General features: G+C 59.8%; 13 protein-coding genes and 1 riboswitch. Of the genes, 2 read left to right on the top strand and 11 right to left on the bottom strand.

Annotation, left to right across the window (positions count from 1 at the left end; all coding sequences use genetic code 11):
- Window positions 1-13 precede the first annotated feature (13 nt).
- The 3 genes from thiC to AU182_RS07540 form a co-directional block, all read right to left on the bottom strand.
- A complete protein-coding gene (gene thiC, locus AU182_RS07550) occupies window positions 14-1,954 on the bottom strand; it encodes a phosphomethylpyrimidine synthase ThiC (protein ID WP_066963145.1) in 1,941 nt (646 codons plus the stop codon).
- A gap of 113 nt (window positions 1,955-2,067) precedes the next feature.
- Window positions 2,068-2,166: riboswitch (TPP riboswitch) on the bottom strand.
- Window positions 2,167-2,420: 254 nt separating this feature from the next.
- On the bottom strand, window positions 2,421-3,788 hold the full coding sequence (locus AU182_RS07545; protein WP_066963142.1) for an aldehyde dehydrogenase family protein: 1,368 nt from the start codon (window positions 3,786-3,788) through the stop codon (window positions 2,421-2,423).
- 25 nt (window positions 3,789-3,813) lie between these two features.
- Window positions 3,814-4,593, bottom strand: a complete 780-nt coding sequence (locus tag AU182_RS07540; RefSeq protein WP_153039173.1) for a sulfite exporter TauE/SafE family protein — start codon at window positions 4,591-4,593, stop codon at window positions 3,814-3,816.
- A 343-nt stretch (window positions 4,594-4,936) separates the two neighbouring features.
- Between AU182_RS07540 and AU182_RS07530 the strand changes: the two genes are divergently transcribed.
- Both AU182_RS07530 and AU182_RS07525 read left to right on the top strand, forming a co-directional pair.
- Window positions 4,937-6,499, top strand: a complete 1,563-nt coding sequence (locus tag AU182_RS07530; RefSeq protein WP_066963132.1) for a thymidine phosphorylase family protein — start codon at window positions 4,937-4,939, stop codon at window positions 6,497-6,499.
- A gap of 85 nt (window positions 6,500-6,584) precedes the next feature.
- Window positions 6,585-7,946, top strand: a complete 1,362-nt coding sequence (locus tag AU182_RS07525; RefSeq protein WP_066967689.1) for an MBL fold metallo-hydrolase — start codon at window positions 6,585-6,587, stop codon at window positions 7,944-7,946.
- 87 nt (window positions 7,947-8,033) lie between these two features.
- Here AU182_RS07525 and AU182_RS07520 read toward each other — a convergent pair whose 3' ends face one another.
- The 8 genes from AU182_RS07520 to AU182_RS07485 all read right to left on the bottom strand — a co-directional run bounded on the left by AU182_RS07520 (window position 8,034) and on the right by AU182_RS07485 (window position 20,119).
- Complete coding sequence (locus tag AU182_RS07520; RefSeq protein WP_066963129.1) at window positions 8,034-8,990, bottom strand: acetyl-CoA carboxylase carboxyltransferase subunit alpha; 957 nt, start codon at window positions 8,988-8,990, stop codon at window positions 8,034-8,036.
- A 335-nt stretch (window positions 8,991-9,325) separates the two neighbouring features.
- The gene (gene dnaE / locus AU182_RS07515) at window positions 9,326-12,856 is read right to left on the bottom strand and encodes a DNA polymerase III subunit alpha (RefSeq protein ID WP_066963126.1); all 3,531 of its coding nucleotides are present in this window, start codon (window positions 12,854-12,856) and stop codon (window positions 9,326-9,328) included.
- 424 nt (window positions 12,857-13,280) lie between these two features.
- On the bottom strand, window positions 13,281-13,523 hold the full coding sequence (locus AU182_RS07510; protein ID WP_066963123.1) for a DUF1289 domain-containing protein: 243 nt from the start codon (window positions 13,521-13,523) through the stop codon (window positions 13,281-13,283).
- Between the two features lie 3 nt (window positions 13,524-13,526).
- Window positions 13,527-14,048, bottom strand: coding sequence for a gamma carbonic anhydrase family protein (locus AU182_RS07505; RefSeq protein ID WP_066963120.1), 522 nt, complete (start codon window positions 14,046-14,048; stop codon window positions 13,527-13,529).
- A 126-nt stretch (window positions 14,049-14,174) separates the two neighbouring features.
- Window positions 14,175-14,657, bottom strand: a complete 483-nt coding sequence (locus AU182_RS07500) for a methylated-DNA--[protein]-cysteine S-methyltransferase (protein ID WP_066963117.1) — start codon at window positions 14,655-14,657, stop codon at window positions 14,175-14,177.
- Window positions 14,654-16,246 (bottom strand): DNA-3-methyladenine glycosylase 2 family protein, encoded by a 1,593-nt coding sequence (locus AU182_RS07495; RefSeq protein ID WP_082859291.1) that lies wholly within the window; start codon window positions 16,244-16,246, stop codon window positions 14,654-14,656. The genes AU182_RS07500 and AU182_RS07495 overlap by 4 nt, the downstream gene beginning before the upstream one ends.
- 129 nt (window positions 16,247-16,375) lie before the next feature.
- A complete protein-coding gene (locus tag AU182_RS07490; protein ID WP_066963112.1) occupies window positions 16,376-18,106 on the bottom strand; it encodes a Zn-dependent hydrolase in 1,731 nt (576 codons plus the stop codon).
- Between the two features lie 192 nt (window positions 18,107-18,298).
- Window positions 18,299-20,119: an ABC transporter ATP-binding protein/permease gene (locus AU182_RS07485; protein ID WP_066963108.1), complete on the bottom strand. Its 1,821-nt coding sequence runs from the start codon at window positions 20,117-20,119 to the stop codon at window positions 18,299-18,301.
- Window positions 20,120-20,151: the final 32 nt, after the last annotated feature.

The raw sequence follows: 20,151 nt of genomic DNA, 5'->3' as shown, positions 1-20,151 counted from the left end.
CGGTATTCCAAGGTTAACCCTTGTGGTAAATCTCTGCGCCTAGTTCTTTGAACTTGATGGACATTTCTTCCATTCCTTTGTTGGCTTCTGCTTCCTGTTTTGCTGCCTCTAATTTTTTGGAATAGTCGCGGACATCTTGGGTAATTTTCATTGAGCAGAATTTCGGGCCGCACATGGAGCAGAAGTGGGCGACCTTGCCGGATTCTTTGGGCAGGGTTTCATCGTGATACATGCGCGCGCGTTCGGGGTCGAGACCGAGATTGAACTGGTCTTCCCAGCGGAATTCAAAGCGAGCCTTGGAGAGGGCGTTGTCTCGCATCTGCGCCCTTGGGTGCCCTTTGGCGAGGTCGGCGGCGTGGGCGGCGATTTTGTAGGCCATGAGGCCTTCTTTTACGTCTTCTTTGTTGGGCAGGCCGAGGTGTTCTTTGGGTGTGACATAGCACAGCATGGCACAGCCCATGCTCCCGATCATGGCGGCGCCGATGCCGGAGGTGATGTGGTCGTAGCCGGGGGCGATGTCGGTGGTCAGGGGGCCGAGGGTATAGAAGGGGGCCCCGTGGCAGTGTTCCAGTTGCTCGTCCATGTTCTCCCGGATTTTGTGCATGGGCACATGGCCGGGGCCTTCGATCATGGTCTGTACGTCGTGTTTCCAGGCGATTTCGGTGAGTTCACCGAGGGTGCGTAATTCACCGAACTGGGCTTCGTCGTTGGCATCGGCGATACAGCCGGGGCGCAGGCCGTCGCCCAATGAGAAGCTGACGTCGTAAGCTTTTAAGATTTCACAAATATCCTCGAAGTGGGTGTAGAGGAAGTTTTCCTTGTGGTGTGCGAGGCACCACTTGGCCATGATGGAGCCGCCGCGGGAGACGATGCCGGTAACGCGCTTGGCGGTGAGCGGTACGTAGCGCAGAAGCACGCCGGCGTGGATGGTGAAGTAGTCGACGCCCTGCTCTGCCTGCTCGATCAGGGTATCGCGGAAGACTGCCCAATTGAGGTCCTCGGCAACGCCGTCAACTTTTTCCAGGGCCTGGTAAATGGGTACGGTGCCGATGGGAACGGGGCTGTTGCGCAGGATCCACTCGCGGGTTTCGTGGATGTTCTGGCCAGTGGAAAGGTCCATGACGGTGTCGCCGCCCCATTTGATGGACCACACCAGTTTCTCCACTTCTTCTTCGATGGAAGAGGTGACCGCGGAGTTGCCGATGTTGGAATTCACTTTACACAGGAAGTTGCGGCCGATGATCATCGGTTCCAGCTCTGTGTGGTTGATGTTGGCGGGAATAATGGCGCGGCCTTCGGCCACTTCGCGGCGGACGAATTCCGGGGTAATTTGCGGTGGAATATAAATGCCGGTACGGGCTTTTTTATAATCTGCTTCGCTCAGTTGTGCGGCAAGATCGGCACGCCCCATGTTTTCGCGGATGGCGATAAATTCCATCTCCGGGGTGATGATGCCCTGACGGGCATAGTGCATCTGGGTGACGTTTTTGCCAGCTTTTGCTTTGCGGGGCGCGGGCAGGTTGTCAAAGCGGATATGGTCGAGGCCCTGATCGGCCATGCGTTTCTGGCTGTAAGCGGCCTGACGGGTGTCGAGAATTTCGGTGTCGCCACGGGCTTCGATCCACTGCTGGCGCAGTTTGGGTAGGCCGTTGCGAATATCGGGTGTGTACCCCGGGTCAGAGTAAGGCCCTGCGGTGTCATATACCCGCAGGGGTTCGTTGGGTTCGAACACGGGGTTTTGTTCGTCGCCGCCGACGAGGCTCTGGCCGAGGCAAATTTCACGCACACCGACTTTTACGCCGGAATGTTCGCCTTGTAGGTAGACTTTGCGGGAGTTGGGAAATTGCTGAGCGGTTAGATTATCGAGGAATTGTTTGGCACTTTGCTGCTGTGCTGCGCGACTTTTTTTATCGGCGTTGCTCTCGATATTCTTCGGTTCGGCGATTTGAGACATGCTGACCCCTTACGTCGTTGCGGACGTTCCTTGGATGGTATCCGTGAGTGGATTGCCGGGGTACAGGTGGGGAGAGCGGGTTTCGGACGCAAAAATTCAACGTACGAAAAATAGCGATTTCAGATCTTGTTCCCTACGCGGGGGTTACCCCGATCAGGTTCAACGGATCTCGCAACAGCGATCTCAGCCCGAAGGCACTCCGACAAGTTGGAGCGGAGTATAGTAGCAATGTGACCGGCGGGACAAGTCTCTGGGATATTTTGGCGTTAGCCTGGTTCTGTGGTAGTGAATACTTCGTAGGTCTTACGGTGGCGGCCGGGCACCGGGTGAAAGGTTTCAGGACCGAGCTAGGCGCCCCCCTTCAACCCATCCCTGGGCGCTGCGGCGGCGACGTCCTGTCGCCGACGCTCCTGAAACCTTCCACCCAGCACCCGGCCTTATCTTCTGGCTGTGTACTTCGTAGCGATTAGATCACCAGTGTTTTCTGGTAACTCATTTCACGAATGGCGTAGCGCACCCCTTCCCTACCGACACCACTTTCCTTTACCCCGCCGAACGGGAAATGTTCCGCGCGGAAGCCGGGGCCGTCGTTGACGGCGAGCAGGCCTACATCCAACTGATTGTAGAGACGTTTGGCGAGGGCAAGGTTCTGGGTAAATACGCCGGCCTGCAGGCCAAAGGGAGAGTTATTGATCAGGGAAACCAGTTCTGCTTCGTCGTCGAACTTGCGCAGCGGCACCACGGGGCCAAAGGTTTCTTCCGCGACCAGTTCGGCGTCGTCGGCGACGTTGTCGAGGATGGTTGGCCAGAGAATATTTCCTTCACGTTTGTCGCCGTAAAGCACGTTTGCTCCACCCTGTACGGCAGATTCGATGCGCCCTGCCACCTCGTCGGCAGCGGCGGTGTGGATCAGGGGACCGACGAAGGTGTCGTCTTGCGTCGGGTCGCCGACTTTGAGTCTGGCGGTAGCGGCCACGAGTTTTTCGGCAAAGGCGTCAAACACGGCAGTGTGTACAAACAGGCGCTTCGCCGCGGTACAGCGCTGGCCGGCGGTGGCAAAACGTTGGTTGATGGTGGCCGTTACTGCGGCATCGAGGTCGGCGTCGGGCATGACGATGAGCGGGTCGTTGCCACCGAGTTCGAACAGCATTTTTTTGTAGCCGGCGTTCCGCGCGATGGCATTGGCGGCGGCGGTGCCGCCGGTGAAGTTGATGGCCTGGATTTCCCGGTGGGAGACGGCGTAGCTGGTGGCTTCGATGTCCGGAATCAGCATTTGCACTACGGATTTGTCCATGCCTGCGGCGTGGCAGAGTTCGACCAATAATTCAGCCGAGCGTTTGTTTTGTGGGCCGGGTTTAAACAGGATGGTGTTGCCGGCGGCAAACGCTGGGCCGATTTTGTGTACCGCGATGTTAATTGGGAAGTTGAATGGGGTAATACACAAAACCGTGCCCAGCGGCTTCCATAGGACTATGCCGATTTTTTCGCGCATGGGCGGGAAGGCATCGGAGTCGAGGGCTTCGCCATTCATGTTGCGCGCTTCGATGGCGCTGGCCAGTGCGGTGTTGTAGGCGCGGTCGATTTCTACGTGACTGTCACTGATGGTTTTGCCCGTCTCTTCGGTGATCAGGCGAGCCAGGTCTTCCTTGCGCTCCAGGATGAGCTGGGCGAGCCTCATCAGGATATTGGAGCGCTCGAACGCAGGGGTCGCCTGCTGGATTTTACGTCCAGCAACCAGATTTTGGATGGCCGCTTCCACCTGGGCTTTGGTGTGAAAGTCATAGGCTTCGATCTGCTCGCCATTAAATGGATTAATAATCTGGTAGTCGGCCATGGTATGTACCTACTTTCTATTCTGCTTAAATTGCGGGGGCAACTAATTGGTAGATAATGCGCGCGCCGGCAATCAAAAGTGCCGCACGCATAAGATTGAAAAAGACTTCGCTATTGATTCGATTCAGTAGTGCGATACCGATGCGGGTACCGACGACCGCGGCTACGGTCAACAGCAATATCAATCCCAGATGCTCGGAAAACGCGAAGCCAAGGTAAATAAATGCGGGCACCTTCAGTGCGTGACACCACGCCTGCATCACGGACTTGTTCGCGACGATTTCCTTTGGCGTCATATCTTTGCGCACAAAGAAAGCAGCCAATAGTGGATCTACGGCCCCTGCAACGATACCCAGAGTTCCTGTGGCGATACCCACCCAGAAAAAGCTGCGCGGTTTGAGGCGGATTTCCGGGAGTTTCTTGGGCTTGAATACGGTGTATAAAATCAGAACCGCCAACAACACGAGTGGCAGTTGCTGCCAGTCCAGATTAGCCAGGCCAAGGGTCATGGCGGCGGAGCCCAGGGTACAGCCGATAAAGAACGGAATGCACTGGTCCCAGCGGATATGCTCACGCACATACGCAATACGCGCGAGGTTATTCAGCAGCTGTACGGCGCCGTGAATCGGCACCAGGGCGCGCAGCGGGATGACCACATTAAGGGCGGCAAACATCAGTATACCGCCGGCACCGCCGGTTACCGCGGAGATAAACGCACTGAGGACACACACGGCGAGCAACAGGCCGAGGGCAAGGCCGGGGCTCTGGTCTGGCATCAGGCTTAACAGCGAACCCAACTCCGCCAAGGACTCCCCCCACGCTTTGAACAGTGTTTACTTTCGGGCTGGTCGAATTTGCGATACGTTCAACGAAACGCGGATTCGAACGGTTTTTGAGCGATCGCCAGTCTAGCCGCAAGGACAGCATCCAACCCAGTAGTCACGGGCCCTGTACTGGTCATTTGGGGACATCGGGCGTGGCCCGAGCTCATCCCGCCGGACACCGCCTGCGCCGCCTGCGCCGCCTGCGCCGCCTGCGCCGCCGACGGCATAGTGCCCCGCCGCACCCGCATCCGCCGGAAACACCTACACTATATTTCCGCCGGGACTGTCCCCCCGGTCGCACCGTTGGGAGATCAGGGATCACACTATGGCCCGGGCGCTGCCACTCACTGCCTACAGCATGGGAATCGACACCCATGAGGAACCCATTGTCTTCATGCGCAAGGACTGCGCCATATGCCGTGCCGAGGGCTACACGGCAAACACCCGACTGCAAATCAGCGCCGGCCAGCGCACGCTGATTGCGACTCTCAACACGGTGAGTGAAACGATTCTGCCCCAGGGCTATATCGGTTTTTCCGACAGCGCCTGGGAATTCCTCGGGCTGGATAAACACTCGGTGGTTCATGTTCACCACGCCCCGCCGGTGCCCTCACTGAGCGCCCTACGCAAGAAAATCTATGGTCACCGGCTCAATACCCTGGAAATCAGCAGCATCATCGGAGACATCGGCCAACGCCGCTATTCGGATATCGAAGTCGCCAGTTTCCTGACCGCCTGCGCCGGCGGACGCCTCGATGCCGCCGAAACCACTGCGCTGACCACCGCCATGATCAACAACGGCAACCGACTGCACTGGCCCGAGTACACACGTGTGTTCGACAAGCACTGCATCGGCGGCCTGCCTGGTAACCGCACGACGCCGATTGTGGTGGCCATCGTCAGTGCCGCGGGCCTCGTCATTCCCAAAACCTCCTCTCGCGCCATCACCTCACCGGCGGGCACCGCCGACACCATGGAGGTACTGACCAACGTCGACCTGCCGCTGGCACAGTTGCGCAACGTGATCACCCGTACCGGGGCCTGCCTCGCCGCTGGGGGCGAAGTCGGGCTGAGCCCAACCGATGACCTTTTGATTCGCATCGAGCGCGCCCTGGACCTGGACAGTGAGGGACAGCTTGTCGCCTCGGTGCTTTCCAAGAAAATGGCCGCCGGTTCCACCCACATCCTGATTGACATGCCCGTGGGTCCCACCGCGAAATTACGCACCCCGCAACAGGCGGCAGATCTCGAATCCCTGTTTCATGCAGTGGCCGGCAACCTCGGGGTCGAGGTTCGCTGTGTACAATCCGATGGCAGCCAGGCGGTTGGCTGGGGCATCGGCCCCGCCGAGGAGGCGCGCGATGTGCTGAGTGTGTTGCACAACGAGCAACACGCCCCGGCGGACCTGAAGGAGCGCGCGCTGTTTCTTGCGGCACAACTGTTATGTATGGCGGATGAAACCAGTGACGCGCAGGCGTACCGAAATGCCCGGGACTTGCTGGAATCAGGCGAGGCTCTGCAGCAGTTCCTGAATATCTGCGAAGCCCAAGGCGGCCTCCGCGAAATCCCAACCGCCAGCCACCATATCGAGCTGCGCAGCACATGGGATGGACACCTGCGCGGTATGGACAACCGGCGCCTGGCACACCTGGCCAAAGTTGCCGGCGCCCCCTCGTCCCCGGAAGCCGGACTGCGCCTGCAGGTCAAGGTGGGGGACACCATCCGCGCGGGCCAGGCACTGGCAACACTGCTGGCACAGACGCCGGGGGAGCTGGCCTACGCGCGGGAGTACTACCATCAAAACCGGGACCTGTTTGACGTTGCGCCCGCAAATACACCGGCGATAACCGAGGGCAACCGAGATGGCGACAGGGACGGTAATCGATAGGAAAGCGCCGCAAGCGGATAACCTTTGAGAAGCGCCTATCGCCACGCACGCGCAGCAACACTGGCCAATGGAGAAAATCCTACCGATGAATATCACGTTCCTTGGCGGCACCGGCACGGTTACCGGCTCGAAATTTCTGATCAGTGTGGATGAGGGTAAAACGCAGTTTCTGGTGGATTGCGGCATGTTCCAGGGCTACAAATGGTTGCGCGAGCGCAACTGGGAAGCGCCCCTGTTCGACTACCGCCATCTCAAGGGGATCGTCCTCACCCACGCCCACCTGGATCATTCCGGTTATATTCCGCGGCTCTACCAGCAGGGATATCGCGGCCCGGTCTACTGCCACCACGCCACCGCCGATCTCTGCTCGATTCTTCTGCCGGATGCCGGACATATCCAAGAAGAAGACGCCCGCTTCTACCAGCGCCACAAACTCGGCAAGCACGCCCACCCCGTGCCCCTGTACAACGGCGACACTGCAGAGCGGTGCCTGGAGCTGTTCCAGCCAGTGGCCTTCGACGAAAAAATCCGAATTGGCAGCGCCACCCTGCATATCCAGCCGGCGGGGCACATTCTGGGTGCGGGCAGTGTCATTCTCGAAGCGGATGGCAAACGGGTAGGATTTTCCGGTGATGTGGGGCGCCCGCACGATCTCATCATGCATTCGCCGCGGCCTCTGCCCGCTCTGGACCTCCTGCTGCTGGAATCCACCTATGGGGACCGGCGTCACCCGCAGATTGACCACGCGCAACAACTGGCCGAGGTCGTCAACAACACCCTCGGCCGCGGCGGAGTGTTACTGATTCCGAGTTTTGCCGTGGGACGGGCGCAAACCCTGCAATTCCTACTGCTGAACCTGATGCGAGAACAGCGGATTCCCAAAGTCCCCATTTTCCTCGACAGCCCCATGGCCATCGACGCCTCGGGAATCTATGCCCGCTACCCGGACCAGCACCGCCTCAGTACCGCAAACTGTACCTTCATGTGCAGCGGCATCCGCTACACCCGCAGCGTGGACCAGTCCAAGGCTCTGGAGAACATCCAGTATCCCCACATCATCATCGCCGGCAGCGGCATGGCCAGCGGCGGCCGCATACTGCACCACATGAAGCGCTTGCTACCCGACCATCGAACCACCGTGTTATTCGCCGGCTACCAGGCGGGCGGCACCCGCGGTGCCCGCCTGCTGGCCGGTTCACGAAACGTAAAGATTCACGGGGAATACATAACCTGCAAGGCGCAGATCGAAATGCTGGAAGGGCTATCCGCCCACGCGGACTATGTGGAGCTGGGCGAGTGGCTGTTGCAGTCTGCACTGGAGGCGGGTACCCAGATTCAACTGGTGCACGGCGAGCCGGACGCGGCCGATTGCCAGCGTCTCTACCTGCAGGACAACACCCCCTTCCAGGTACGGGTTGCCGGCTACCGGGACATTCTGCGCCTGTAAACAAGATTGGCGGGAGCAGAAGCAAGCGCAAAAAAAACGGCGGCAACCGAAGTTGACGCCGTTTTTGAGTAACGCTCGCTAAGGAAATTAGCCGGCGACGTTACCGTAGCTCATCAAACGCTGGTAACGCTTCTCCAGCAGCTCGTCGATCGGAACCGCGGTCAGCTTGTCCAGCTGCTCAGACAGTCGATCGCGCAGACGCGCGGCCATCAGGTCCGGATCGCGGTGCGCGCCGCCCAGCGGCTCTGGCAGCGTCTCGTCCACAATACCCAGCTCCTCCAGCACACTGGAAGTCACCCCCATGGCCTCGGCCGCCAGCGGCGCCTTCTCCACAGTTTTCCAGATAATGTTGGCGCAACCTTCCGGGGAAATCACAAAGTAGGTGGAGTACTGCAGCATGTTCAGCTGGTCGCCCACACCAATCGCCAGTGCACCACCGGAAGAACCCTCACCAATCACGGTGCAGATAATCGGCGTGCGCAGGCGCGACATCACCGCCAGGTTCTTGGCGATGGCCTCGGAGATACCGCGCTCCTCACTGTCGATACCCGGATAGGCCCCCGGAGTGTCAATCAGCGTCAGCACCGGCATTTTGAAACGCTCGGCCATCTCCATGATGCGCTGGGCCTTGCGGTAACCTTCCGGCTTCGGCATACCAAAATTGCGCTTCACCTTCTCGTTGACCGTGCGGCCCTTCTCCTCACCGATCACCGCCACCGGACGGCCTTCGAGGCGACCGATACCGGCGATAATCGCCTGGTCGTCACCGAAGTGGCGATCGCCATGCAGCTCATCCCAATCGGTGAAAATACGTTCGATGTAATCCTTCGCGTACGGGCGCTGCGGGTGGCGGGCCACCTGCACGATCTGCCACGGAGAGAGGTCGGAATACAGGGACTCGGTGAGCTTCTCGCTCTTTTCCCGCAGGCGGGTGATCTCTTCAGCGATGTTGAGGTCGTTGTCGTCCCCTACATGCTGCAGTTCCTTGATCTTGCTTTCCAGTTCCGCAATTGGCTGTTCAAACTCGAGAAAACTGAAGTTCATTTAATTCGCGCCTTGATAATTCTGTGGGCCTGCCAAATGTTGGAAAATGCGACTAAACCACCCCGAACAGTCGCAAACAGGCCTCGTCTACTGAAAATGGCGGCTAGCTTACCGGGATAGGACCATTCAGTCGAGTGCATGGGTTCACTTCTCTCTTCGCCGACCACCAAAGAGGTCAAAATTGAAGGCGTGGTGCCGGTGCGAGTATTCCGAACCGTCGGCGACAGGACGTCGCCGCCGGAGCGTACAGGGACGTATTCACAGCGATTCGGAATACTCGTACCGGCACCGCGGCGCCCGGGGCTAAGCAGACCGCTCCAATGTGCCGCTCATATTCACTGCCGTTGATTGTAGTTGAGCTGTACCCGCTCCCGGCCGACGACCTCCCGCAGGGACTGGATCAGCTGGTCATTTGGCTCCACTTTCCACTCTTCGCCCAGGCGGAAAGTCCCGCGGGCATCGCTGCGTTCCACTTCCACCAGCACCGGACAGCTGCCACCCACATAAGGCCGCAGGCAGGCACCCAGGCGCTGGCCCATCTTGGGCAGCGCCTGGGCACTGTCGATCTTCAGGGTCACCCCGATCACACTGCCACTGCGCAGGTCATCCAGCGTGGACACACTGTTCACGCTCATCTTCAGGCCGCCACTGTAATCGTCGTGGGAGATAGAACCCTCCAGCACCAGCAGCGCATCCTTCACCAGCTTCTCCCGGTGCTCACCAAACGCCTCACTGAACACCGCCGCCTCGATGCGCGCACTGCGGTCATCCAGGGTCACGATCGCCATCGAATCGCCACGCTTGGTCTTCATCACGCGCATGCCCACACAAAGCCCGGCCACTTTCTGGTTGTCGCGGCCCGGCTTCAGGTCGGCGATGCGCGCCTTCACCAGATGCTTCAATTCATCTTCGTATTCATCGATGGGATGGCCGGTGAGGTACAGACCGAGGGTATTTTTCTCGCCTTCGAGACGCTCGCGAATACTCCACGGGCGGGCGTTGCGGAAATCCTCGTACACATCGCCGTCAGACGCCGAGCGCACCACCTCGCCAAACAGGTCCATCATGCCGGCGCTGTCGTTCTTGCTCTGCTGCTCTGCAGACTTCACCGCCTCATCCAGCGCGTTGAACAGCACCGCACGGGAATAATCCAGCCCATCGGCACTGTTGGTATCCGGACCGATGCTGTCCAGTGCACCGGAACGCACCAGCGCTTCCAGCGCGCGCTTGTTCACCTTGCGCGGGTCGATGCGGGAACAGAAATCGAACAGATCCGTAAAGGGCCCATTCTGCTCACGCTCGGCAATAATGTTGTCGATGGGTCCCTCACCCAGCCCCTTGATCGCACCGAGACCGTAGATGATGCGGTTTTCCCCGTTCTCGGAGACCGGCACGGAGAACTGGTAGGTACCCAGGTTCACATCCGGTGGCACCAGGTCGAGCTTCATGGCCCGACACTCTTCGATAAAGGTCACCACCTTGTCGGTCTTGTCCATGTCCGACGACATGGTGGCGGCCATAAACTGCGCAGGGTAGTGGGCCTTCAGCCAGGCCGTCTGGTAAGAGACCAGAGCGTAGGCGGCAGAGTGGGATTTGTTGAAGCCGTAACCGGCGAATTTTTCCACCAGGTCAAAGATCTTGATCGCCAGATCCGGGTCTACCCCCTGCTCCTTCGCACCCTCCTCAAAGGTCGCACGCTGCTTGGCCATCTCCTCCGGCTTTTTCTTACCCATGGCCCGGCGCAACATGTCCGCACCACCGAGGGTATAGCCCGCCAGTTCCTGGGCAATCTGCATCACCTGTTCCTGGTAAACAATTACCCCGTAGGTGGGCTCCAGGATCGGCTTGAGTTTCTCGTGCTGGTACTTGGCATCCGGGTAGGCCACCTGCGCACGGCCGTGCTTCCGGTTGATGAAGTCGTCCACCATGCCCGACTGCAGTGGGCCAGGGCGGAACAGGGCCACCAGGGCGATCATGTCCTCGAGGTTGTCCGGCTGCAGGCGTTTGATCAGGTCCTTCATACCGCGGGATTCCAGCTGGAACACCGCGGTGGTCTCGGCCCGCTTGATCATTTTGAAGGTTTCTTCATCGTCCAGCGGCAGCGCCTCGATCACCAGAGGCTCCTTGCCCTCCCGCGCGCGCTGCTCGTCCACCATCGCCTTGGCCCAGTCGATGATGGTCAGGGTACGCAGACCGAGGAAGTCGAACTTCACCAGACCCGCGTCTTCCACGTCGTTCTTATCGAACTGGGTCACCAGGCCGGCACCGGTCTCGTCGCAGTAGAGCGGCGCAAAGTCGGTCAGCTTGGTGGGGGCGATTACCACACCACCGGCGTGCTTGCCCACGTTCCGCGCCACGCCCTCAAGCTGCAGCGCCATCTCCCAGATTTCCTGCCCTTCCTCATCGTTCTCGAGGAACTCACGCAGCACTTCTTCCTGCTCGAAGGCCTTCTGCAGGGTCATGCCGGGGTCCGGCGGGATCATCTTGGAGAGCTTGTCGGCAAGGCCGTAAGACTTGCCCTGCACCCGCGCCACATCGCGCACCACCGCCTTGGCGGCCATGGTACCGAAGGTGATGATCTGGCTTACCGCGTCGCGACCGTAGTTATCCGCCACGTAACTGATCACGCGATCGCGTTTTTCCATGCAGAAGTCGACGTCGAAGTCGGGCATGGAAACACGTTCCGGGTTCAGGAATCGCTCAAACAGCAGGTCGTATTGCAGCGGATCGAGATCGGTAATTTTCTGCGAGTAGGCAATCAGCGAGCCCGCACCAGAACCCCGCCCCGGGCCCACCGGGATATTGTGATCCTTGGCCCACTGGATAAAGTCCATCACGATCAGGAAGTAACCGGGGAATCCCATCTGGATCACGATATCCAGCTCGAAGCGCAGGCGGTCTTCGTACTCTTTTTTGCGCGCTTCGTAATCCGGGGCACTCTTGTCGAGAATAAACTCCAGGCGCTCGTAGAGACCATCGAAGGAAATCTTTTCGAAGAACTCGTTCTCCGTCATGCCGTCGGGGATGGGAAACTGGGGCAGGAAATATTTGCCCAGCTGAATCGGCGCGGAACAGCGGCGCGCAATCTCCACCGTGTTTTGCAGCGCTTCCGGAATATCCGCAAACAGCGCCTGCATTTCCTCCGGGGTGCGCAGATACTGCTCGGAAGAATAACGGCGCTCGCGACGCGGATCATCCAGCGCACGGCCCTCGCGGATACACACCCGCACCTCGTGGGCCTCGAACTCGCTGTCCTCAAGGAAGCGCACATCGTTGGTCGCCACCACCGGCAGATTCAGCCTGCCCGCAAGCCCCACCGCCGCATGCAAATACGCCTCATCCCCCGGTCGACCGGTGCGCTGCAATTCCAGATAATAACGCCCCGGGAAAATCCGCTCCCATTCCTGCGCCAGCGTCTCCGCCTGCGAGTTCCGCCCCGCAATCAGCGCACGCCCCACATCCCCGTACTTGGCGCCAGAGAGCATCAGCACGCCTTCCGACGCCTGCTCGATCCACTCGCGCTCCACAAAAGCATGCCCGTGGTACTGGCCTTCCATCCACGCGCGGGAAATCAGCTCGGTAATATTGCGGTAGCCGGTGGTGTTCATCGCATACAGCGTCAGCAGCGTCGGCTGCTCCTCACCACCTTCCTTCAGCCAGAAATCTGCACCGGTAATCGGCTTGATGCCGGCACCCATACAGCCCTTATAAAACTTCACCTGGCCATAGAAATTCGTCTGATCCGTAATCGCCACCGCCGGCATTTCCAGCTCGGCCACACGGGCCACCAACGGCTTGATGCGCACCAGGCCATCGATCAGGGAATATTCGGTGTGGATTCTTAAATGTACGAAGGGTTGGGTCATATTTTTTCTATTTGGTTTGGTTCCGGGGCTCTTTTGTTTTGAGCTCTAATCCGGGTACGCACCGAGGGGCGGTAAGCCCTTCCGGGACACGCGGCGAGTACATCCATGTAGCTCTGCGCCGACATCCCTGTCGGCGAAGGTCCCGGAAGGGCTTACCGCCCCTCGATGCTTAGTGCAATTCTGGTAATTTTTTGCTTCGTAAGCCCAGGCAACTCATCGCAACCTGGTGCCCAATAATTTCTGACGGAGTACTGTAGCCGAAGCGAAGGCGGAGCAGCGGGTACGAGTTTTCAGGAGCGTCGCAAACAGGATGTTTGCGCCGCAGCGCCCAGGGATGGGTTCCCAGGGGGGCGCCTAGCTCGGTCCTGAAAACTCGTACCCGCTGATCCGCCGCCAGAGGGCCGAAAAAACAGACCACAAACGGTCAGTCCGACCACCAAACCCGCTTCATTTCCACCGCCCGCTCATGGCACAAAATCAACACCTGCTTTTTCTGAGCATTAGACATCCGCCCCCACTGACTGATCTCAGTCCCGGAGCGAAAACACCCCTCACAGATATCATCGCGATTCAGCGCACAAACGGAAACACAAGGCGACTTCACCGGAAACTCGAACTCAGCCTCCGGCTCCTGATCTTTCACCTTGCTCCAATCGCTCTCGGTCATGGGCTAAACCTCAACCAGCTCTTCCGCAAACCGCCTACCGTTAGCCACATAGATATCACTACTGGCCTTCAACAACTCAAACATCGACGCATCCAGCGACTTCACCACCTTACCCGGACTGCCCAGCACCAGCGAATAATCCGGAATCTCCGCATTCTCCGTCACCAGCGCATTCGCCCCGATAATGCAGCACTTGCCGATCTTGGCCCCATTCAGCACCACCGCATTCATACCCACCAGCGAATAGTCACCAATCTGGCACCCGTGCAGCGTCACCTTGTGCCCCACCGTCACCCCAGTGCCCACCGTCAGCGGCACACCCGGATCCGTATGCAACACAGAGCCATCCTGAATGTTCGCCCGCTCACCAATCGTGATCAGATCGTTGTCCCCGCGGATCACCGCGTTGAACCACACCGAACTGTGGGGCTTCATCAGCACATTGCCAATCACCCGGGCACCCGGCGCCACATAGTGGCCCTCACCTTCGAGCTGCGGCTGTTTATCGCCCAATCTGTACAGCATCTGGTCTCCCCCTCAGGGTGTTGCGCGCGGACTTGGTCAAGGAAAAGCCCATGAAAATCAGCCGGCCATTATCCAGCCCAATGGGCGCGAATACCACCCCGCAACACCGTGACTCGCCGGGCATTTTCAGCCGATCAGCACCCCCTCCAACGCCAGCAAACGCGCCTTCATCTCCAGCCCGCCGGCATAGCCCGTCAGCGTGCCGTCCGCCCCGATCACCCGATGACAGGGCACCACGATAGACAGCGGGTTAGCGCCATTGGCGCGGGCCACCGCGCGCACCGCCCTGGGGTTACCGATGGCCTCCGCCAGCGCCCGGTAACTGCGGGTTTCACCAAAGGGAATCGCGCACAGCGCCCGCCACACCGACTGCTGAAACGGCGTCCCGGCGGCAGCCAGCGGCAGGTCGAAGGATTGCCGTTCACCCGCAAAATAGGCCCGCAACTGCGCTGCAGCCGCCGCCGTCAGATCACTGCCCCCGCGCTGCCAGCCCGGTTTTACCGGCAGCGGCCGCTGGCCGGCCTGCAGGTCAATCCCCACCAGCCCGGCCTCGCTCGCCGCGATGCCCAGCTCCCCAAACGGGCTCGGATAGATTTCGTAATGGATCATGTTGATGCCCCCGTTGCGGACGTCAGTTTAAGCGACTGCCACAGCAGCAGTGCCCCATAGGCCCGCCAGGGGCGCCAGGACTCCGCCCGCGCCAGGGCCTGTTTGGGTGTCGCCTTTCGTTGCTGCTCGCCCCCTCGATCTCCGAGAGCGATCAGAATCCCGAGATCAGACGCGGGAAAGGCATCGGGCATGGACAGGCCGCGCATGGCGGTGTACTGGGCGGTCCAGTCGCCGATACCGGGCAACGCGGTCATCTGTGCGCAGAAGGCCTCGAGATCCGGCTCGTCAAAGTCGATCTCACCGTTCAACGTGGCCGCGACGAAGGTCCGCAGGGTTTGCGCACGGCTCCGGGTAACCCCGATTTCGGCGAAGTCCGCATCGCGGAGCTGTTCTGCGGTGGGGAACAGCAGCAGCTCCCCTTCCGGCCCGGCGAAGGTCTCACCGTAGCGGCGCGCCACGCGCCCGGCAATGGTAGTCGCCGCCGCCACCGAGATCTGCTGGCCGAGAATCGCCCGCAGCGTGTACTCGAACGGATCCCAGGCCCCGGGCAGGCGCACCCCCAGGTTCACTGCCAGCATCTGCGCCAGTAACGGGTCCGTGCGCAGATGCGCAGCAATTTCCTCCGTGTCGGCATCCAGGTCGAACAGCCGCCGAAGCTTCTCCCGCAACGGATACAGTACGGCACCGCAGCCATCGCCATACACACGTACGCGCAACCACCCTTTAGCGGGCTCATGGGTCACACGCAACAGCCCGCGCTGACCGTGCAGCTGGAAGCTGCGTCGGTATTCGCCCTGCTCCGGGTCGTCCGCGGGTATCACCTGCTCCACCCCCGGCAGGGTTCGCGCAGCAAAAAAGGCCAGCAGTGCCGGCCAGTCAAATGGAGGACGATAGCTCAGCGTCATCTGGATGGGCGTCGCCGCCTCCGCCCTGCCTGAGGGGGCAGCCGGCGCGCGCCGCACCTGCGAGGGCGTGCGCCGATAAATGGATTTGAACACACCATTGAAACGGCGCAGGCTGCTAAATCCTGCGGCAAATGCAATATCCGCCACCGGCAGGCGGGTGTCGCGCAGCAGGCCAAAGGCGAACAGTGCCCGCTCGGTCTGCCACACCTGCAGCGGGCTCAGACCGATATGCTCGGCAAACAGTTTGCGCAAATAGCGGCTGCTGATGCCGAGGCGTTCCGCCAGTTGCTCGATGGAATGGGCCTCGCGCTCCGCGCGCATCAGCTTGAGCGCGCGCTGCACGGTGGTGGAAACCAGGCCCCAGGCGGGGCTGCCCGGCGCGGCGTCGGGGCGACAGCGCAGGCACGGACGATAACCCGCCGCAGCCGCCTCCGCAGCCGTCGCGAAGTACTCAACATTTTTCTCCAGCGGCGGACGCGCCGGGCAGATCGGTCGGCAGAAAATGCGGGTGGTTTTTACCGCGGTGTAGAAATGGCCATCGAAGCGCCGGTCGCGGGACAGGCGCGCGCGGCGGCAGCGTTCAGTATCCGGGCGCGCATGCACCTCGCCGCCACAAGGCTCACCGGAAGAATCGCCGGAAGAGCCGCAGGGATGATCAGGGGAGTAGTCAGTAGAAGGTTTCATGCCAGCGAGTGTATGAGATACGCGAAGGCCTCACTAGTCAGATTCGGAACTGGCAGTGCGCCACCGGAGCGTCGCTGACACAAAAAAGCGGGCCATTGGCCCGCTTTAGAGATACTCGCGTTTCGGGGGCTACTTGATCCCCAGCACTTCCTTGCCCTGGATAAAGGTCACATCCACCGGAATGCTGGCGTCTTTCAGGCGATCCAGATCGGCCTGCAGCTCGCTACCAACCACACCCATATTGTCCAGCAGATCTTTGGATTTCTTGTAATCGCCGTCCCCCTGAATAGTCAGGATCAGGTTGGACAGCTTGGTCATGGCCGCCTGCATTTTGTCGAAGTCCACACTGTACTGGCCGGTGGCTTCGTCGCGGGAGAACGCGCCTTCCTGCTGGAAGAAGTTGAAACGCATCATGTTCGCCTTGCCGTGGGCGCTGGCGGCGCCGAAGCGTACGCTGCGGAAAATACCAGCGAGGAAGGTCACGTAGTTGTCCATCAGCTCACCTTCTTCAATCTCACCTTTTTCGTGCAGCTTGGTGATCATGTACAGGCCGAGGATATCCGCCTTGCCCTCTTCCAGCGCGGAGGACGTTTCTTTCAGCGCCTGGCGCACATTGGCCCCGTCAGTGACGGTTTTCTTGATACCAAGGCCGTGGGCCACTTCGTGGAACATGGTATTGCCGAAGAAGGCGTCGAACGTGATGTGCTTGCGCTGGTCCTCGGCGATCAGTACACCGCTGATGGGCACCAGGATCTGGTCGAACTTTGCGCGCATGGCGTTTTTCAGCTGCAGGCGGCGGGTGCCTTTCTTCAGCTGCACTTCTTCGTCGTTCGGCAGGTTGATGGCGATGGTTTTTGAGCCGGCATTACTGTGGCCTGCGTAATACAGCACATCGTAGGCATTCAGGTCGGAATCGGTTCCGGGAGTTTCCGCCTTGTACTTGTCGTCCACCGGCAGGCCGCGCTGCAGTTCCGGCAGGAAGGCGGCGAACTTGGACAGCTTTTCACTCCACGCCATGTCTTTCAGCAGAACATAGGACTCGTAGGCGGTGCGATAGGCGAACAGCTGGTCTTCGTAATTTTCAATCGGGCCGATCACCACGTCGATGCGGTTGTCCTTCATGTCCATCCAGGCCATGTCGCTTTCGCGGAACTGATCGTCTAACAGCGCATCGGCACGCAGCTTCAGGTAGCCGGCGAAACCCGGATCCTCGGCCAGCTCGGAGGCCTCGCGCAGCAGGGCGGAAGCCTTTTCCAGCTCGGTCTTGTAGGCCTGGTGGTAAGGCACCAGTTCCAGCTTGCCGTTACTGTCACGGCGCACCAGGGAGTAGAGCCCTTCTTTCCCGGGCTGATTCCAGGCTTCAAATTCCTGCTTGGTCATGTCTTCCGGATAAAACTCGGCGCCCAGCGGCTTGTCGCCATAGCCTTCAATAAACGGCTTGTTATCGTTCAACCGATCCCAGGGGCCGTAATTGATATCAGCAAATTTACGCGCGGCGCTATCGTCGATACCGCTCAGCAACTCCTGTGCGGGGCCGTAGGATTGCAGCCAGAACAGCTGGTCCATGATTTTACTGGCGTCAATCAGCTTGCCGATCATCTGGCGCTGGTTGTCGGAGAGAGAAGACAGGTCTGCATTCAATTCGACCGGCGCATAAATATTGAACCGGGAGGGATCCACACCCTTGGCGATTCCACCAGCCTGAGGGCCTGTGGCTGGCTGTGCGGTATCGGCCGCCTGCTGCGCCGAATGCTCCGCTGGAGCCGCGGTTTCCGGCTTGGCGGTGGATTTTTCGTCAGAAGAGCAGCCCGCCATAATGGCGAGTGCCAGGGCGGATGCCGCGAATAGTGCAGTTTTCATTCAGGTTCCTGCCTGTAGATTTATTGATTCGTGCGAGCAACATTAATTGTGGGCTCTAAAGATGTCCAGACGATGCCGGCTGCTGGCCCGGTGCCGGATTTTCCTCTGCCATTATGCGCAATCAAAGGAATTTACGTGGCGCGAATGCCTGCGAAAGAAACAAGTTGCGCCACGTATTGCATAGACCCGACGTCAGGAAGTCAGCCGCGCCCCGCTGTGCCCCGATTCTCGCGCTCGCTCTTGTTGTTGTATTCGCCACATTTCCGCATAGCGGCCGCCGGCGGCGATCAGATCCCCGTGACTGCCCTGCTCCACGATACGTCCCTGATCCATTACCAGAATACAGTCGGCATCCACCACCGTAGACAGGCGATGCGCGATCACCAGGGTGGTCTGCTCCCGGGAAATTTCCTGCAGCGCATGCAGAATGCCCTGCTCGGAGTGGCTGTCCAGGCTGGAGGTAGCCTCGTCAAACACCATGATGGGAGGATGCTTCAAAATTGCACGGGCGATGGCCACACGCTGCTTTTCGCCGCCGGAAAGCTTCAGGCCGCGCTCCCCGACGGTGGTATGCACCCCCTCCGGCAGTTGCGCGATAAAGTCATCCAGCTGCGCGTGACGGATCGCCGCGCGCACCGCCTCGTCGCTGGCATCGACGCGGCCATAGCGCACGTTTTCCAGAATCGACTGATTGAACAGCACGGTATCCTGGGGCACCACACCAATGGTGGCACGCAGGGAGTCCTGGCTCACCGCACGGACATCCTGCCCGTCCACACGGATACTGCCACTGGTCACGTCATAGAACCGAAACAGCAGCTTGAACAGCGTGGACTTGCCGGCACCACTGGCCCCCACGATGGCTACCTTTTGCCGCGGCCGCACGGTAAAGCTCACCCCTTTGAGCACCTCGCGGTCGGCGCTGTAGCCAAAGTGCACGTCGCGGAACTCGATCGCCCCCTGTTCGATACCAAGTCCGGGGGCACCTTCGGCATCTTCGATCGCCGGTTTCACATCGAGGATGGAGAACATTTTTTCGATATTTGCCAGCGCCCCCTTCATTTCCCGGTAGACGAAACCGAGAAAATTCAGTGGAATAAAAATCTGCATCATGATGGCGTTGATCAGCACGAAATCACCAATGGTCATGCTGCCGCGGGTGACATTGACGGCGGCCATCACCATCGCACCGCACAGGGCGGCGGCGATGATAAACGTCTGGCCGGCGTTCAAACCGAAGAGCGACAGGCGGTTCTTGCGCCGCGCCTGCTCCCAGGTGGCCAGCTCGCGATCGTAGTGCTGCGCCTCGTACCGTTCATTGCCAAAGTACTTGACGGTTTCATAATTCAGCAGGCTGTCCACGGCCCGGCTACTGCTCTCGGATTCGGCCTGATTGAGCTCACGTACATAGCGCGTGCGCCACTCGGTGGCCACCACTGAGAAACCGATATAGACCACCACCGCACCCAGTACCAGCAGCGCAAAGCCAGCGTTGTAGTTCCACCACAACAAGCCCGCCACCATCACGATTTCCACCAGCGTAGGCACAATGTTGAACACCATAAACCGCATCAGAAATCCGATGCCGGAATTACCGCGTTCGATATCCCGCGACAACCCGCCGGTGCGGCGATTGAGGTGGTAATCCAGATCCAGGCGGTGCAAGTGCTGGAACACCTCGAGCCCTACACGTCGCTGGGCGCGTTCGGTCACCCGGCCAAAAATGGTATCGCGCAGCTCACCAAACAGTACCGAGGAAAAACGGACGAAACCATAGGCCAGCAACAACCCCAGCGGCAGCGCAACAGCCGCCGCCGCGCCGCCCGCCTGGTCCAGGTCATCGACGATATATTTGAGCAGAAAAGGCAGGCCGACACTGGCGGCCTTGGCACCCACCAGGCACAGCAGCGCCAATAATACCGGACGCTTGAATTCCAGCAGATAGGGAAACAGGGTTTTCAGTGCACCCCAGTGGACATCTTCGAGGGCGACGGCGGACTTGGGTCTGGGCATGTTGCATCTCGACAAATCAGGTGCGCAGTATA

The organism is Microbulbifer sp. Q7, assembly GCF_001639145.1.
Classification (GTDB): domain Bacteria; phylum Pseudomonadota; class Gammaproteobacteria; order Pseudomonadales; family Cellvibrionaceae; genus Microbulbifer.
This window is presented reverse-complemented; position numbering and strand designations above follow the sequence as displayed.

What these genes read in the sequence shown, in the direction of transcription:
- thiC (WP_066963145.1), bottom strand. Translation starts at nt 1,954, where the DNA reads ATGTCTCAAATCGCCGAACCGAAGAATATCGAGAGCAACGCCGATAAA.
- AU182_RS07545 (WP_066963142.1), bottom strand. Translation starts at nt 3,788, where the DNA reads ATGGCCGACTACCAGATTATTAATCCATTTAATGGCGAGCAGATCGAA.
- AU182_RS07530 (WP_066963132.1), top strand. Translation starts at nt 4,937, where the DNA reads ATGGCCCGGGCGCTGCCACTCACTGCCTACAGCATGGGAATCGACACC.
- AU182_RS07525 (WP_066967689.1), top strand. Translation starts at nt 6,585, where the DNA reads ATGAATATCACGTTCCTTGGCGGCACCGGCACGGTTACCGGCTCGAAA.
- AU182_RS07520 (WP_066963129.1), bottom strand. Translation starts at nt 8,990, where the DNA reads ATGAACTTCAGTTTTCTCGAGTTTGAACAGCCAATTGCGGAACTGGAA.
- dnaE (WP_066963126.1), bottom strand. Translation starts at nt 12,856, where the DNA reads ATGACCCAACCCTTCGTACATTTAAGAATCCACACCGAATATTCCCTG.
- AU182_RS07510 (WP_066963123.1), bottom strand. Translation starts at nt 13,523, where the DNA reads ATGACCGAGAGCGATTGGAGCAAGGTGAAAGATCAGGAGCCGGAGGCT.
- AU182_RS07505 (WP_066963120.1), bottom strand. Translation starts at nt 14,048, where the DNA reads ATGCTGTACAGATTGGGCGATAAACAGCCGCAGCTCGAAGGTGAGGGC.
- AU182_RS07500 (WP_066963117.1), bottom strand. Translation starts at nt 14,657, where the DNA reads ATGATCCATTACGAAATCTATCCGAGCCCGTTTGGGGAGCTGGGCATC.
- AU182_RS07495 (WP_082859291.1), bottom strand. Translation starts at nt 16,246, where the DNA reads ATGAAACCTTCTACTGACTACTCCCCTGATCATCCCTGCGGCTCTTCC.
- AU182_RS07490 (WP_066963112.1), bottom strand. Translation starts at nt 18,106, where the DNA reads ATGAAAACTGCACTATTCGCGGCATCCGCCCTGGCACTCGCCATTATG.
- AU182_RS07485 (WP_066963108.1), bottom strand. Translation starts at nt 20,119, where the DNA reads ATGCCCAGACCCAAGTCCGCCGTCGCCCTCGAAGATGTCCACTGGGGT.